This is a genomic window from Campylobacter sp. CCS1377 (assembly GCF_040008265.1).
Classification (GTDB): domain Bacteria; phylum Campylobacterota; class Campylobacteria; order Campylobacterales; family Campylobacteraceae; genus Campylobacter_D.
The window spans coordinates 870,889-885,473 of sequence record NZ_CP155620.1 but is presented as its reverse complement, the minus strand read 5'-3'; the positions used below and the strand labels follow the sequence as shown (position 1 = coordinate 885,473).

The 14,585-nt window shown below is 30.0% G+C and carries 15 protein-coding genes; 7 read left to right on the top strand and 8 right to left on the bottom strand.

Translation table 11 applies throughout. The annotated features are described in order from the left end of the window. The first annotated feature begins 110 nt into the window (after positions 1-110). The 4 genes from AAH949_RS04480 to queA are packed head-to-tail and all read left to right on the top strand — an operon-like array spanning position 111 to position 2,898. Complete coding sequence (locus tag AAH949_RS04480) at positions 111-731, top strand: trimeric intracellular cation channel family protein (RefSeq protein WP_134238628.1); 621 nt, start codon at positions 111-113, stop codon at positions 729-731. Between the two features lie 59 nt (positions 732-790). Then, entirely contained in the window at positions 791-1,147 is a 357-nt protein-coding gene (gene tatB / locus AAH949_RS04475; RefSeq protein ID WP_134238627.1) for a Sec-independent protein translocase protein TatB, read from the top strand. Continuing rightward, positions 1,140-1,880 (top strand): twin-arginine translocase subunit TatC, encoded by a 741-nt coding sequence (gene tatC, locus AAH949_RS04470; RefSeq protein WP_134238626.1) that lies wholly within the window; start codon positions 1,140-1,142, stop codon positions 1,878-1,880. Before tatB ends, tatC begins: the two co-directional genes overlap by 8 nt. After that, a complete protein-coding gene (gene queA / locus AAH949_RS04465) occupies positions 1,873-2,898 on the top strand; it encodes a tRNA preQ1(34) S-adenosylmethionine ribosyltransferase-isomerase QueA (RefSeq protein WP_348519133.1) in 1,026 nt (341 codons plus the stop codon). The genes tatC and queA overlap by 8 nt, the downstream gene beginning before the upstream one ends. Here queA and truA read toward each other — a convergent pair. Genes truA through glmU form a run of 7 tightly spaced genes read right to left on the bottom strand, consistent with a single transcriptional unit; the run spans position 2,895 to position 9,149 of the window. Continuing rightward, on the bottom strand, positions 2,895-3,617 hold the full coding sequence (truA, locus tag AAH949_RS04460; RefSeq protein ID WP_348519098.1) for a tRNA pseudouridine(38-40) synthase TruA: 723 nt from the start codon (positions 3,615-3,617) through the stop codon (positions 2,895-2,897). The two genes, queA and truA, sit on opposite strands and share 4 nt — an antisense overlap. Beyond that, positions 3,617-4,642 (bottom strand): LptF/LptG family permease, encoded by a 1,026-nt coding sequence (locus tag AAH949_RS04455; protein ID WP_348519097.1) that lies wholly within the window; start codon positions 4,640-4,642, stop codon positions 3,617-3,619. The genes truA and AAH949_RS04455 overlap by 1 nt, the downstream gene beginning before the upstream one ends. After that, positions 4,642-5,418 (bottom strand): prepilin peptidase, encoded by a 777-nt coding sequence (locus AAH949_RS04450; protein ID WP_348519132.1) that lies wholly within the window; start codon positions 5,416-5,418, stop codon positions 4,642-4,644. Before AAH949_RS04450 ends, AAH949_RS04455 begins: the two co-directional genes overlap by 1 nt. Further along, the gene (uppS, locus tag AAH949_RS04445; RefSeq protein ID WP_134238623.1) at positions 5,418-6,086 is read right to left on the bottom strand and encodes a polyprenyl diphosphate synthase; all 669 of its coding nucleotides are present in this window, start codon (positions 6,084-6,086) and stop codon (positions 5,418-5,420) included. The genes AAH949_RS04450 and uppS overlap by 1 nt, the downstream gene beginning before the upstream one ends. A 2-nt stretch (positions 6,087-6,088) precedes the next feature. Then, entirely contained in the window at positions 6,089-6,706 is a 618-nt protein-coding gene (locus AAH949_RS04440; protein WP_348519096.1) for a hypothetical protein, read from the bottom strand. Continuing rightward, on the bottom strand, positions 6,706-7,863 hold the full coding sequence (gene coaBC / locus AAH949_RS04435) for a bifunctional phosphopantothenoylcysteine decarboxylase/phosphopantothenate--cysteine ligase CoaBC (RefSeq protein WP_348519095.1): 1,158 nt from the start codon (positions 7,861-7,863) through the stop codon (positions 6,706-6,708). The genes AAH949_RS04440 and coaBC overlap by 1 nt, the downstream gene beginning before the upstream one ends. Further along, positions 7,860-9,149 (bottom strand): bifunctional UDP-N-acetylglucosamine diphosphorylase/glucosamine-1-phosphate N-acetyltransferase GlmU, encoded by a 1,290-nt coding sequence (gene glmU, locus AAH949_RS04430; RefSeq protein ID WP_134238620.1) that lies wholly within the window; start codon positions 9,147-9,149, stop codon positions 7,860-7,862. The genes coaBC and glmU overlap by 4 nt, the downstream gene beginning before the upstream one ends. 148 nt (positions 9,150-9,297) lie before the next feature. Between glmU and fliP the strand changes: the two genes are divergently transcribed. Continuing rightward, positions 9,298-10,026, top strand: a complete 729-nt coding sequence (gene fliP, locus AAH949_RS04425; protein ID WP_243832600.1) for a flagellar type III secretion system pore protein FliP — start codon at positions 9,298-9,300, stop codon at positions 10,024-10,026. A gap of 75 nt (positions 10,027-10,101) precedes the next feature. Then, entirely contained in the window at positions 10,102-10,629 is a 528-nt protein-coding gene (gene tpx, locus AAH949_RS04420) for a thiol peroxidase (RefSeq protein ID WP_134238618.1), read from the top strand. Here tpx and AAH949_RS04415 read toward each other — a convergent pair. Beyond that, complete coding sequence (locus AAH949_RS04415; RefSeq protein WP_348519094.1) at positions 10,626-11,714, bottom strand: CinA family protein; 1,089 nt, start codon at positions 11,712-11,714, stop codon at positions 10,626-10,628. The genes tpx and AAH949_RS04415 overlap by 4 nt on opposite strands. Positions 11,715-11,811: 97 nt before the next feature. Here AAH949_RS04415 and ileS point away from each other — a divergent pair, with 97 nt between their 5' ends. Then, on the top strand, positions 11,812-14,568 hold the full coding sequence (ileS, locus tag AAH949_RS04410; RefSeq protein ID WP_348519093.1) for an isoleucine--tRNA ligase: 2,757 nt from the start codon (positions 11,812-11,814) through the stop codon (positions 14,566-14,568). Positions 14,569-14,585: the final 17 nt, after the last annotated feature.

Here is a 14,585-nt window from a genome sequence, read left to right as displayed (position 1 = left end):
ATTCCTTTATTTAAGTAATTTGTAAAAATATTAGCAAAGAAATAAAAATATTAATTAAAATTATAAGAATTTTTCATTATAGTTTTAAAAATTTAAGTTAAAGAAAATTAATGTTATTGAGTATTTTGTATATTATAGGTATTGCTGCAGAAGGAATGAGTGGAGCATTAGCTGCAGGCAGACATAAGATGGATTTGTTTGGTGTGATTTTCATAGCACTTGTTACGGCTATTGGGGGTGGAAGTATCCGCGATGTACTTTTGGGGCATTATCCTCTTACTTGGGTAAAGCATCCTGAATATATTGTTTTGGTTTGTTTTTGTGCTTTACTCGCAACAAAAATCCCACGCATAGTTACTAGGCTTGAAAGTTTATTTTTGACTCTTGATGCCATAGGTCTTGTGGTGTTTAGTATTTTAGGAGCGCAAATTGCCATAGAAGAAAATTATGGTTTTATTATCGCAGTTAGTGCTGCTGTTATAACAGGTGTATTTGGTGGAATTTTAAGGGATATTTTATGTATGCGAATTCCTTTAGTGTTTCAAAAAGAAATTTATGCAGGTATTGCGATTATTGCAGGAGTAATTTATTATACTTTAATTGTATGGTTTGAAATTAATACTTTATTTTGCACCATTATTACTCTTATAATAGGAGTTACAGCAAGACTTTTGGCAATAAAATATCAATGGTCCTTGCCTGTATTTTCTTATGAGGAAAAAAAAGAATAAGCCAATAAATTTTAAGTATATTCATAGTAGAATATTACTTTTTATTTTAAAGGCTAAAAATGAGTATGGGCGAGATTATTATTATTTTAATTGTTGCTATTTTGGTTTTGGGTCCAGAAAAACTACCAAGCACCATAGCGCAATTTGTAAAAATTTTTAAAGCCATCAAAAAAAATATTGATGATGCTAAAAATGCTATAGAAAAAGAAATTCATATCAATGAATTAAAATCAGAAGCTCAAAAATATAAAGATGAATTCACTCAAACCAATGAAAATATAAGAAAAAAACTAAGTTTTGAAGAATTTGATGAATTAAAAAAAGAGATTTTAGATCATAATGCAAACTCAGCCAATAAGCCTGAAAAAAATGATACAAATGCCAAATCAACCTTAATGGAAAAAGAAAATGTTTGAAGAGTTAAAACCTCATTTAACCGAACTTAGAAAAAGACTTTTTATTAGTGTCTCTTGTATTTTTGTAATGTTTTTTGTTTGTTTTTATTTTAATCAACAAATTTTAGGCATTATGTATAAGCCCGTGATTGCCATTCTGCCAGATTCGGCTAAGCAGATTAATTTCATAGAAATACAAGAACCTTTATTTACCGCGATGAAAGTATCCTTTTTTGCAGCCTTTGTCTTTTCTTCACCTATAGTTTTTTGGCAATTTTGGAAATTTGTCGCACCAGGGCTTTATGATAGTGAAAAACGCCTAGTTATACCTTTTGTATTTTTTGCTACGCTAATGTTTTTGCTAGGAGCTTGTTTTTGTTATTTTATTGCCATTCCTATGGCTTTTAAATTTTTAGTAGATTTTGGTGTGCAAATGCAAAATTTTAAACCTGTTATCACTTCAGGGCCTTATATAGGGTTTTTTATTAAATTAGTTATTGCATTTGGCTTAGCTTTTGAAATGCCTGTGCTTACTTTTTTCTTTGCTAAATTAGGGCTAATTGATGATGCTTTTTTAACCAGACATTTTAGAGTGGCTGTTTTGATTATTTTTATTTTTTCTGCTTTGATGACTCCACCTGATATTATCTCTCAATTTTTAATGGCAGGACCCTTGTGTGCTTTATATGGTTTTTCGATTTTAATCGCCAAAAAAATTAATCCTGCCAAAAAAGATGAAAATGCCGATGAATGATCCAAAAGATTTGCTTTTATCGAGCTATGATTATGTGCTTGATAAAAAACATATTGCTACCTATCCTATAAATCCAAAAGAAAATGCCAAGCTTTTGGTGTATATAAAAAATGAAGATAAAATCATGCACACTCATTTTAAAGAATTATCAAGTTTATTACCTCCTTGCGCTATCGTTTTTAATGATACTAAAGTAATTAAAGCTAGAATTTTTGGATATAAAACAAGTGGAGCAAAAATAGAACTTTTTTTACATCAACCTAGCGTTAATTCCACCTTTTTAGCTCAAATTCGTGGCAAAGTAAAAATAGGTGAAGAATTGCATTTTGATTTAAATTTAAAAGCAAAAGTTTTAGAACTTTTTAATGATGGAGTAAGAAGGGTTGAATTTTGGCAAAATGATCACTTATTAAATACTTTAGAACTTTATCAAATTTTAGAAAACATAGGCCACATTCCCCTACCTCCTTATATTAAAAGATCAGATGAGAATAGCGATATAAGTGATTATCAAAGTATTTTTGCTAGAAATGAAGGCGCAGTAGCAGCTCCAACGGCAAGTTTGCATTTTTCTAAAGAAATGATAGAAAAACTAGCACAAAATCATAATTTGCATTATCTTACCTTGCATGTGGGTGCTGGAACTTTTAAAAGCGTGGAATGTGAAAATTTAGAGGATCATAAAATGCATTCTGAGTATTTTGATATTGGTGAAGAAACGGCTAAACTTATACAAAGCAATATTCCCTTACTCGGTGTAGGCACAACGGTTACAAGATGCGTAGAATACTTTGCTAGAACCCAAATTCAAAATGGTTTTTGTGATTTGTTTTTGCACCCTTATAATTTACCCATTAGACAAAATTATCTTCTAACAAATTTCCATTTACCAAAATCAACACTAATAATGCTTGTAGCCGCTTTTATAGGTAGAGAAAAAACCATGCAAATTTATCAAGAGGCGATTAAGAATAATTATAGATTTTATTCTTATGGTGATGCCATGTTGATTCTCTAGTATGAAATTTTGCTTAAATATAAGCCAGATGCTGGAGCTAGCATTCTTGAATGAATTTTTTTTGCATCAATTTGCTCTTTAAGCTCTAAAATACTCATTTTTCCTTCTAAAACTTTTAAAACCGCTGCTACGATTAGTCTGATTTGGGATCTTAAAAAACCATTGGCTTTAAAATGAAATATAGTATAGTTTTTATAAGCATAAGCTTTTGCATCAAATATTTCTCTAATGCTTGTTTTATTTGAACCACCAAGCTTTTGAAAAAAGGAAAAATCATGCACTCCTTCAAAAAGCATCAAAATTTTATTAACCTTTTTTATATCAATTTTGGGATAAAAATAACAATAAGAACTTTGCAAGGGGTTAAATTCGCTATGATTAAAAATATAACGATATTCTCTGGATTTAACATCAAAACGCACTTCAAAATCATCTTTTACCCTTTCAATATATCTAATATAAATAAAAGGTTTTGCGAATTTATTAATTTGCTTTTTTAAAAACAATAAATCTTTAAAATGTTCGCCACATTCTATACATGCCACTGCTCTGCTTGCATGAACCCCCTTATCTGTCCTAGAAGCAAATAAAGGCTTTTTAAAAATTCCAAGATGCTTTAGAGCATCATGAAGATTATCTTGAACGCTATTTTTATGACTTTGACTAGCAGAGCCATTAAAACGCGATCCATCGTAAGATAAAATAAGCTTTAATTTCATCAGTATTTATTGGCTATAATTTTTTTAAAATAGAGCCAAGAGCTTATAAAGAATAAAAGGAAAATACTACCAACTGCCAATATTGGAGGTTTGTAGAAAATACTCAATGCACCAAAATATAAACAAATTACAGCAAAAATTCCAAGATAAATATAACCTTTGTCATAACGATAAGTAACAATACCGAAAGAAAGAGCAAATAAGGTGCTTGCAAATGGAAATAAAGAAATTAAAGTATAAATTACAAATTCTTTTGCTCTTTTATCATTGTGATTTAAATCCAACCAATATTCATAAAAGCTTTTAATGTTTAAATTTGGAGTTTTAATAAGGGTATTAATGCTTAAATCTTTAAATTCTCCCAAATATAAAGTTTCATTTTTGTCAAAAATATAAGCTCTACCACTTAATAATTTCAAACTCATTGCATCATCTTTTCGTTCTAATCTTGCTTCTGTAGCCAAGATCAATCGTTCTTTTTCCAATTCATCTTTTTTAGGATAATACATTACAACATTTTTATAAAGATCATTTTCTTGTTTTTCAATAAAAATCATCCAATCTAAGAATTTTTGTCCAAATTCACCACTTTTATAATTGAAATTGACTTGAGTTTTTTTATAATCCACAAAATTATCTTGAAGCTCAAAGGCTATAGGTATAAAAATAAGCGCAACCGCTAGCATACATGTGCTGATTAAAAAGGCAATTTTTAAGAAAAATTTAGCAATTAAATTAGGTGCCATTCCTAGAGTAAAAATAACTATGCTTTCATTTTCTTTTGAAAGTCTATATAAAGACAAGGCTAATGCTATAAAAAAAGCTATAGGAAGTGTGAAAATCAAAATTCTAGGTATCATAAAAGAATAAAGCTTTAAAAGATCTAAAAAGCTAATTTCTATGCTTGAAGTAATCCTGGCAATTTGTATAAAAAATACCATAGAAATAATGGTAAAAAGTATAAAAAATAACGAAAGTTTAGTGCTTAAAAATTGATTAAAAAGATATTTATATACGATTTTCATTAAAAATTTCCTATCATTTTATAAGCAAACACCAAAATAAAAGCAATGTTTAAAAATGGAAACATTGCAAGGCTTTGATCTTTACATTTTTTAAATTTTAAAATTAAAAAAAATGGCAAACTTAATATACAAGCCAAAAAAATGCTTATTATACCAAATTTAAAACCCAAAATTCCGCCCATACTTGCAATAATAATTACATCTGCTTCACCCAAGCTTTCTAAAATTTCTCCTTGTTTTTTGTAATTTATCAAACAACTTACAAAACTTTTGAGGAAAAAAATCACTCCGCAAAACACAAGCGAACAAAGTAAAAAACCCTCTTTAAAATCTTCGAATAAAAATAAATTGATTATCTCTTCTTCTTTAAAAGCAAAAAACCCGGCACAAATAAACACAAACCATAATAAAATTTCAGGCACAGCTTTTAGTTTATAATCAATCAAAGAAAGCGCCAAAAAGCCTAATAAATAAAGTCCCAAAAACAAAAATTCATATAAATTCCCACTAAAAACATAAGCAAAAATCAATAAAAAAGCACTTAAAATTTCAACTAAAGGATACAAAAAACTTATTTTACTTTTACAATCAAGACAACGAGTGTGTAAAAATAGATATGAAAATAAAGGTATAAGCTCATAAAATTTAAGTTGTTTTTTGCAAGAAAAACAATAAGATCTTTTTGTAAAAAAATCCTTTTTCTTCACAAAACGATCTACGCTCGTCATTACAAAAGAACCCAAACAAAGCCCACATAAAAAAAGAAAAAAGAAAATCATTTACCAAAAGTTCTTTCTCTTTTTCTAAATTCTTTAATGATTTTTTTAAATTCTCTTTTCGTAAGTCCTGGAAACAAAGTCTCGCTAAAATAAATTTCTGCATAAGAGCTTTGCCAAAGCAAGAAATTTGAAAGCCTTTTAGCATTTCCCACTCGAAGCATTAAATCCACATCCAAAGGTAAGTCCAAATTTGCACTTAAATTTTCTTCATTTAATTCCAAACCTTTTTCCACTACTTTACGAGCCGCACGGATAATCTCATCTCTTGCCCCATAACTAATAGCCAAATTCACACAAAGCAAATCGCAATGCTTGGTTTTTTCTTCTACAAGGGCTATTTTTTGGCGAATTTTAGAATTTAAACGGGTTAAATCTCCAATTGCTCTTAAGCGCACATTATTTTTTTCAAATTTTTCCAAAGCTTCATCCAAACAACGATCTAAAAGTTCAAAAATAAAATCAATCTCATCTTGCGGTCTATTCCAATTTTCAGTACTAAAAGCAAAAAGGCTTAAATTTGAAATTCCTTCCTCTACGCAAGCTTCCATCAGCTTTTGCATAGTTTTAACTCCTTGAGAATATCCAAGCTTAGCTAAAAATCCCTTGGCCTTAGCCCAACGCCTATTACCATCCATTACGACCGCAAGGTGTTTTAACTCATTCATTTTTATCCTTTAAAATCTAATAATTTTTTAAATACAAATAAAGCATTAATTTTTTGTTCTTGTATAACTTCTTTTTCTAAATATTGACTTAAAAATATTTGCACTTTTGCAAAGGGCGAAAAAATTTGCATATTTTGCTCGTTAAATATAATTTTTAATGCACCAAATACACTAAAATATAAATAAAGTTCACATTTTTCTTCATTGAATTTGAGTTGAAATAAACATTTTTTATCCTCATAAATAAAAGGTATATGATAAATGCCTTCAAGACTTGCAAAAAGCATCTCTTTATAGACTAAAAAATCTTGCTTTTCGTTGCAATTTATCAGCTGCTCTAAAATATAATTTTTAAAATCCAAATCATATTCTAAAAGCCTTACAATCAAATCAAGCCCTTGTGCAAAATAAGAAATTTCTGGCTTTTTATATAAATTTTTAAACTGCAAAATCCCCTCTTTCGTGGTATAAAGCTCCGCTAAATACTCACTTTGCTCATCAAGATCTATTAAACTTTTTGTTTGAATTTTTTTATGATTTAAGAGTAAAGTATAGTTGTTGTATCCTGATTTTTCAAGTACTTTAATGTGTATGGGTAAAGTTGAATTTATAAGACCCATCAAAGTCCTTTTAAGCGCTTTGCTAAAACATATGCTAACTCTTCTTTGCTTTTTAAGCCACTTTTTTTATTTTCACCAGCAGTTATAAAATGAATTTCATTTAAATCGCTACCAAAATGATTTTTCTCATCTAAAATATTAAGACATACCATATCAAGCTTTTTTTCGCTTAAGGATTTTTTAGCATTTTCTAAGGCATTTTTAGGATCAAATTCCATTTTAAATCCTATTTTTTTACCTTTAAACTCAAGGTTTTTGAGTAAATCTTCATTTAAGCTTAAATGCAAAGTTAAGCCATCTAAATGCTCATTTTTTTTGATTTTACCTTTTTTAAACTCAGGCACAAAATCACTTACCGCAGCCGTCATAATCAAATAATCTTTTTCTAAATTTTGATTTAATAATTCTTTTAAATCAAAAGAACTTTCAAATTTTAAAATCTCATAAGGCGCATCAAAATCAACCGAGCTTAAAAACGTTACTTTAGCTCCTAAAAAATAAAAAGCATCTGCAATAGCCTTTGCCATTTTTCCACTAGAAAAATTACTCACACAACGCACATCATCGATTTTTTCTTTTGTGCCACCCCCTGTGATTAAAATGCTTTTTTCAAACCAAAATTCCTCTTTTAAAAGCTCTCTTTTAGTAATATTAAAAATATCTTTAATCTCTGCTAAAGCTCCTATACCTTCATCTTTACAAGCTAAAACTTTACAAATAGGTTCTATGATTAAAGCCTTGTTATTTTTTAGCAAATTTAGCGAATTTTGTGTGCTAAAATGATGATACATATTAGTATTTGCAGCTGGAGCAATGACGAGTGGTTTATTCGTGGCGATTAGCGTTTGAATGAAAAGATTATCCGCTATGCCTAAGGCTAGTTTGTTTATAGAATTTACACTTGCAGGTGCAAAAAGAATTAAATCCGCATCTTTACTAAAAGTAATGTGATTGTTAGAGTTTTTCCAGCTTTCATTTTCTTCACACAAAACTTCATCAGCCAAAGCTTCAAAACTCATTTTAGAAGCAAATTTTAAAAGTCCATTTGAAAGTAAAACTTTCACTCTAAAACCTTCTTTTTTAAACAAAGAAATAAGCTCATAAGTTTTATAAAAGGCTATGCTACCACTAATCGCCAAAAGTATAGTTTTTTTCATTTTTGAAATTTCTTATAATAATAATCTTTTATAATTCTTTTTTCGGCACGATTGATAAAAAGTGAACCGCTTTCAACATCACTTGTAACAGAGCTTCCAGCAGCGATTATCACATCATCTTCTATTTTTACAGGAGCGATAAATTGTGTATCAGAACCCACGAAAACATTTTTTCCTATGATGGTTTTGTGTTTTTTTACTCCATCATAATTGCAAGTTATAGTACCGCAACCTATATTAGTCCCACTATCTATCTCACAATCACCTAAATAACTTAAATGCCCTGCTTTTACCGCATTTAATTTAGCATTTTTGCATTCTACGAAATTTCCTATATGCGTATCTTTTATCTCACAATTTGGTCTTAAATGCGCCATTGGCCCTATATCTGAATTTTCCACTATACTATTTTCAATCACACTTGAGCTTTTAATGATAGAATTAATGATTTTACTTTTGCCTTCTATACGCACATTTTCATACACTTCACATTCGCCACTAAATTCCACATCTAAACCTATATAAGTGCTTTGTGGTAAATGAAAAATCACACCTTGCTTCATCCAGTGTTTTTTGATTTTTTCTTGCATTAAATTTTGTGCTATACTTAGCTCAAATTTGTCATTTATCCCCATAAATTCATCTTCATCCACAAAAACGGCTTTGATTTTTGCACCTCGTTTTTTTGCCAAAGAAATGGCATCGGTTAAATAATACTCTTTTGCGACATTTTTATTATCAATCAAAGGTAAAATTTCTTTTAAAAGTTGCGAGTTAAACACATACACACCAGCATTGCAAACATCTACTTTTTTCTCTTCTTCGTTTGCATCTTTAAATTCAACGATTTTTTCCACTTCCTCATTTTTTATAATCACTCTACCATAGCTTTTTGCATCTTTTGCTTTAAAAACGGCTAAATTTAAATCCCCATCACACTCAAGTAAATTTTGCAAACTCTCACTTTCAACCAAAGGCATATCCCCGCAAAGGATCAAAACCCTTTCATTTTTAGCATTGAAATTTTTTAAAGCCCCTGCTGTGCCAGGGAAATTTACTAAATCTTGCTCCAAAATCTTAGTCTTAGGAAAATGTTCTAAAATTTGCTTTTCTATGCGTTCTTTTTGGTGTGATAAAACCACACTTACATCATCACTTATATTAAATGCTTTCTCTAAAATATGCAAAATCATACTCTTTTGGCAAAGCTCTTGTAATACTTTTGGTTTTTCGGATTTCATTCTAGTGCCAAGCCCTGCTGCTAAAATCAAAATGGAAGTTTTCATTATAAAATACCTTTGTGGATAATTTTTGGGTTTAATTTTAGCATTTTAAAGTTAAATTTAAATCCAAAGTTAAACTATTTTTTAGTCAGCAAAAGTTAAAATTAAGCTTTATTTTTAAATTTAAGGTTTATTTTTGAAAAAATTTTTAATACTTTTGTTTTTTAGTGCATTTTTTAACATTCTCCTCGCTGCTGAAGCAACCATTCCAACAGTAAATTTAAGTCTTAGTGCGCCAAACACTCCAAATCAGCTTGTTACTACATTAAATATAATTATTGTTTTAACTATATTGGCTTTAGCACCTAGTATCATTTTTGTAATGACCTCATTTTTAAGACTTGTTGTAGTATTTTCATTTTTGCGTCAAGCTATGGGGACACAAACTATGCCGCCAAACACTATCTTGATAACCTTGGCTCTTGTTTTAACTTTTTTTATCATGGAGCCTGTAGCAACAAAATCTTACAATGAAGGAGTAAAACCTTATTTGGCAGAGCAAATTGGCTATGAAGAAGCTTTTGCAAAAGGAGTAAAACCTTTTAAAGATTTTATGCTAAATAATACAAGAGAAAAAGATCTGGCTTTATTTTACCGCATAAGGAATTTGCCTAATCCTCAAAATGTCGATGATGTTCCTTTAACCATCGTTGTTCCTGCTTTTATGATAAGTGAGCTAAAGACAGCTTTTGAAATAGGTTTTTTAATTTATCTGCCCTTTTTGGTTATTGATATGATAGTAAGCTCTGTTTTAATGTCTATGGGTATGATGATGCTACCTCCTGTAATGATATCCTTGCCTTTTAAACTTTTAATTTTTGTTTTGGTTGATGGATGGAATTTACTCATTCAAAAACTTGTGGAGAGTTATATATTTTAGTTTTACCAAAAATTAAAAACTTTATCCTATAATACCTTTTCCTAAATTATTTAACAAAAAAGAGAGGAAAATATTATGAGTAAAGTTCATTTTAAGGGAAATGAAGTTAGTTTGAAAGGAAATGAAGTTAAAGTTGGTGATAAAGCTCCTCAGCTTGTTTTAAAAGCAAAAGATTTAAGCGATGTAAAAATTGCAGATAGTGAAAAAACGCAAATCATCCTAAGTGTTCCAAGCCTTGATACTCCAGTTTGCGCAAATGAAGCTAGAGAATTTAATAAAAAAATTGCCTCTTATCCAAATGCTGAAGTTATTGTTGTAAGCATGGATTTACCTTTTGCAATGGGAAGATTTTGCAGCGTTGAAAATATAGAAAATATCATCACTGCTAGTGATTTTGTTTCTAAAGAATTTGGTGAAAAATATGGCGTTTTAATTAACGAAGGTCCTTTAACTGGTTTGCTTGCAAGAGCTATTTTCGTAGTAAAAAAAGGACAAGTTGTTTATAAAGAGCTTGTAGATGAAATCACTAATATGCCAAATATCGAAGCTTTAGATGAATTCTTTTCTTCTAAATCATCTTGTTGTTGCGGATCTTGCCACTAAATTGCAAAAACATCAGGTCTTAGTTTTAAAAGCATTATAAAAGCTTTTAAAACAGCCTGATCTCTTACAAAATTCCTATCTCCTTGTAATAAAATTTCTTCTTCTATAAATTTCCCTTCTTTATCCATGGCACCAATAAAAATTTTACCAGCTTTTATACCTTTATCATCTTGCTCTCCTGCTACTCCGCTGATTGCCAAAACAAAATCTGCTTGAGTAGTTTTTAAAGCCCCTTTTAGCATAAAAAATACGCAAGCTTTACTGTATTCTCCGCCATCTTTTAAAATTTCGCTATCCACCCCAAGCCATTTTTCTTTCAGGCGATTAGAATATACAACCAAAGAACCTTCAAAGATTTCACTTATCCCATTTATCCCAGCTAAAGTTGCGGAACAAAGTCCAGCGGTACAACTCTCCGCAAAAGAAATTTTTAATTTTTTTTCAAGCAATTTAGCAACTATAAATTCAATAGGATTTTTATAGGGAATAAATTTATTTTTAAATAATTGTCTTACACTATTAAAAAATGCTTCAAAATGTCCATAATTTTTACTTATGGCTTTAATTAAAATAAGATTATCTAAAATTGCACTTGTTTGAATGATGATATCATAAGTTTTTGTAAAAGTTTGAAGTAGAAGTTTCGCACTATCCTCATCAGTATCATTTAAACAAAAAAACTTAAAATCGCATTCAAATTCTCCCAAAAGCTCTGGTGGCTTTTCGTTTGTTTTGATTTTTAAAAGATTGATTTGACAATGATTTATCTTAGTTAAAAAGCTCCCAGAGACACTAATGGAATTTGTCGGTGCTAAAATTTCATCTTTGAATACCAAACTATCATCATTTAGCGTTGCAATGATTTTTGCACAAGTACTATAATACTGCGCTTCTGAGAAAATAGTAATATAATTATATTCTTTAGAGAATTTTTCAAGCAAAAAAGGTAGATTTTTGTCGTTTTTGTTTAAAAATTTAATTTCACTAAGTTCTTGAAATTTTTTTTCGTAAATTCTATAGAGATATTGCATATAATTTTTATTAATGAAAAGCTCATATCCAACAACAAAAAGTAAATGTTTCATTTTTTTCCTTTTTTCTTAAAATTATAATGAAAAAAAAGTTAAAATTAAAGCTATTTTAAGTAGAATTGGCTATTTATTTTTTTCTAAGGTTACTTCGATGGATTATAAAGACACTTTACTTTTACCAAATACTACTTTTGCTATGCGTGCAAATTTGGCAGAATTTGAACCCAAACGCTTTGAAAAATGGTTTGAAAACAACTATGCTTATGAAAAAATGAAAAGCAAAAATCAAAATGCTTTACACTCATTTACACTTCACGATGGTCCTCCTTATGCTAACGGACACATTCATATAGGTCATGCTTTAAATAAAATTTTAAAAGAAACGATTATTAAAACGCATTATTTTAACGGCGAAAAAATTCGATTCACTCCAGGTTGGGACTGTCATGGACTTCCTATAGAACAACAAGTAGAAGTAAAACTTGGAGAAAAAAAGAAAAATATGAGCAAAAAAGAAATTCGTCAAGAATGCAGAAAACACGCAGATGAATTTGTAAATATCCAAAGAAAAGAATTTAAAAATCTTGGCATTATAGCTGATTGGGATAAGCCTTATTTGACTATGAAATTTGAATTTGAAGCAGCTATTTACAGAACGCTTTGCAAAATCGCAAAAAAGGGACTTTTAAAAGAGAGATCTAAGCCTGTTTTTTGGAGCTGGGCAGCAAAATCAGCCCTAGCAGAAGCTGAAGTTGAATACGCAGATAAAGAGGATTATTCGATTTTCGTATCTTTTGCTTTGGATGAAAATTCTTGTGAAAAATTAGGTGTTGAAAAAGCTAGTGCTGTGATTTGGACAACTACACCTTGGACTTTGGTGGCAAATGTTGCTATTGCTTTAAACCCTAATGAAAACTATGTAATCACAAGCGAAGGACTCATCTTTGCTAAACCCCTACTTGAAAGCATGGTGAATAAAGGCTTAACAAAAGGAGAAATTCAAAAAGAATTCAATGCAAAAAAATTTGAAAAACTCCAAGCCATCAACCCGCTTAACTCACGCAGGTCTTTACTTATAATGGGCGAACATGTTTTAATGGACGGCGGAAGCGGACTTGTTCATACTGCTCCAGGGCATGGAGAAGATGATTATTATGCTAGTTTAAAATACAATCTTGAAGTTTTAATGCCTGTTGATGATGGTGGTTGTTATGATGAAACTTTAAGAAATAAAGGTCTTTTGCCACCAAATTTAGTGGATGAATTTATAGGTCTTCATATTTTTAAAGCCAATGAAAAAATTTTAGAACTTTTAGGAAAAAATTTACTACAAAGCTCTAAATTTATCCACTCTTACCCTTTTTGTTGGAGAACGCATAAACCTGTGATTTATAGGGCAACTAAACAATGGTTTATTCTTATGGACGAGCCAAAATTAAACAGTAAAACCTTAAGAGAATGTGCAAAAGAGCAAATTCTCAAAACTAAATTTTATCCACAAAATGGTATCAAAAGAATAGGCTCAATGGTTGAAAATCGCCCAGATTGGTGTATTTCAAGACAAAGAGATTGGGGAACGCCTATAGCCTTTTTTAGAGATAAAAATACCAAAGAAGTGCTTTTAGATAATGAAGTGCTAGAATTTGTGGCTCAAATTTTTGAAAAAAATGGCGCTGATGCTTGGTGGGAATTTGATATTAAAGATTTATTGCCACAAAATTTTAAGCATAAAGCACAAGATTTAGAAAAAGTTTATGATATTTTAGATGTTTGGTTTGACAGCGGAAGCACAGCCAATGCAGTTTTAAATAGCGGAAATTATGATGCAGGAGAAAAAAGAGCGAATATGTATCTAGAAGGAAGCGATCAGCATCGCGGTTGGTTTCAAAGCTCTTTGCTTGTAGGTACTGCTATTAACGAAATGGCTCCATATGAAAGCATTTTAACGCATGGTTTTACTACAGATGAAAAAGGGCAAAAAATGTCTAAATCTTTAGGTAATGTTGTCCCACCTGAGTATGTAGCAAAAACCTATGGAGTAGAAATTTTAAGACTGTGGATACTTTTAAGTGATTATTCTACTGATTTAAAAATTTCGGACAATATTTTAAAACAAGTCAGCGAGCAATACCGAAAGATCAGAAACACTATCAGATTTTTACTTGCCAATACCAATGATTTGCAAAGTCTTGAGATTAAAGAATTTTCTTTTATAGACAAATGGATCTTAAGTAAAGCGAGTATTGTATTTAAAAATGTTAAAAATTCTTTTGATAATTATGAATTTTCTAAAGGTTTTAATTTATTGCTGAATTTTTTAAGTGCTCATTTGAGTGGAATTTATCTTGATATCAGTAAAGACAGGCTTTATTGTGAAGATAAGCTTGATATTCGCAGACAAAGCGCACAAGTTGCAATGGCTTTAATTGCTAAACATTTATTGTTTTTGCTCGCTCCAAGTCTTAGCTATACGGTAGATGAGGCTTTAGAACATGCAAATATTTTAATCAAGGGCGATGCAAATGATGTTTTTGATTTAATTTATACCCAAGATTTTTCTTTTGATTTTAACATTGAAGATGAGTTTTTACTTAGCGCAAGGGAAAAATTTTTCGAGCAAATTGATGCGTTAAAAAAAGATAAAATTATCAAATCTACATTAGAATTAAATTTGCAATGCTCATCTAAAAAACTACTAGAGCTTGATTCTTTAGAAATAGCCGATTGGTTTATGGTAAGCGAAGTAAAAGATATAGACGATGATGAAAGTTTGTGCGAATTTAAACTAGATAATCATGTTTTTAAAATTACAAAATCTAAGGCTTGCAAATGCCCAAGATGTTGGAAATTTCAAAGTGTTGATGAGGAAAAACTTTGCAACAGATGTGCTAAGGTTTTAAATGTTTAGCACTCAAATTCCAAACA

What these genes read in the sequence shown, in the direction of transcription:
- AAH949_RS04480 (WP_134238628.1), top strand. Translation starts at nt 111, where the DNA reads ATGTTATTGAGTATTTTGTATATTATAGGTATTGCTGCAGAAGGAATG.
- tatB (WP_134238627.1), top strand. Translation starts at nt 791, where the DNA reads ATGAGTATGGGCGAGATTATTATTATTTTAATTGTTGCTATTTTGGTT.
- tatC (WP_134238626.1), top strand. Translation starts at nt 1,140, where the DNA reads ATGTTTGAAGAGTTAAAACCTCATTTAACCGAACTTAGAAAAAGACTT.
- queA (WP_348519133.1), top strand. Translation starts at nt 1,873, where the DNA reads ATGAATGATCCAAAAGATTTGCTTTTATCGAGCTATGATTATGTGCTT.
- truA (WP_348519098.1), bottom strand. Translation starts at nt 3,617, where the DNA reads ATGAAATTAAAGCTTATTTTATCTTACGATGGATCGCGTTTTAATGGC.
- AAH949_RS04455 (WP_348519097.1), bottom strand. Translation starts at nt 4,642, where the DNA reads ATGAAAATCGTATATAAATATCTTTTTAATCAATTTTTAAGCACTAAA.
- uppS (WP_134238623.1), bottom strand. Translation starts at nt 6,086, where the DNA reads ATGAATGAGTTAAAACACCTTGCGGTCGTAATGGATGGTAATAGGCGT.
- AAH949_RS04440 (WP_348519096.1), bottom strand. Translation starts at nt 6,706, where the DNA reads ATGGGTCTTATAAATTCAACTTTACCCATACACATTAAAGTACTTGAA.
- coaBC (WP_348519095.1), bottom strand. Translation starts at nt 7,863, where the DNA reads ATGAAAAAAACTATACTTTTGGCGATTAGTGGTAGCATAGCCTTTTAT.
- glmU (WP_134238620.1), bottom strand. Translation starts at nt 9,149, where the DNA reads ATGAAAACTTCCATTTTGATTTTAGCAGCAGGGCTTGGCACTAGAATG.
- tpx (WP_134238618.1), top strand. Translation starts at nt 10,102, where the DNA reads ATGAGTAAAGTTCATTTTAAGGGAAATGAAGTTAGTTTGAAAGGAAAT.
- AAH949_RS04415 (WP_348519094.1), bottom strand. Translation starts at nt 11,714, where the DNA reads ATGAAACATTTACTTTTTGTTGTTGGATATGAGCTTTTCATTAATAAA.
- ileS (WP_348519093.1), top strand. Translation starts at nt 11,812, where the DNA reads ATGGATTATAAAGACACTTTACTTTTACCAAATACTACTTTTGCTATG.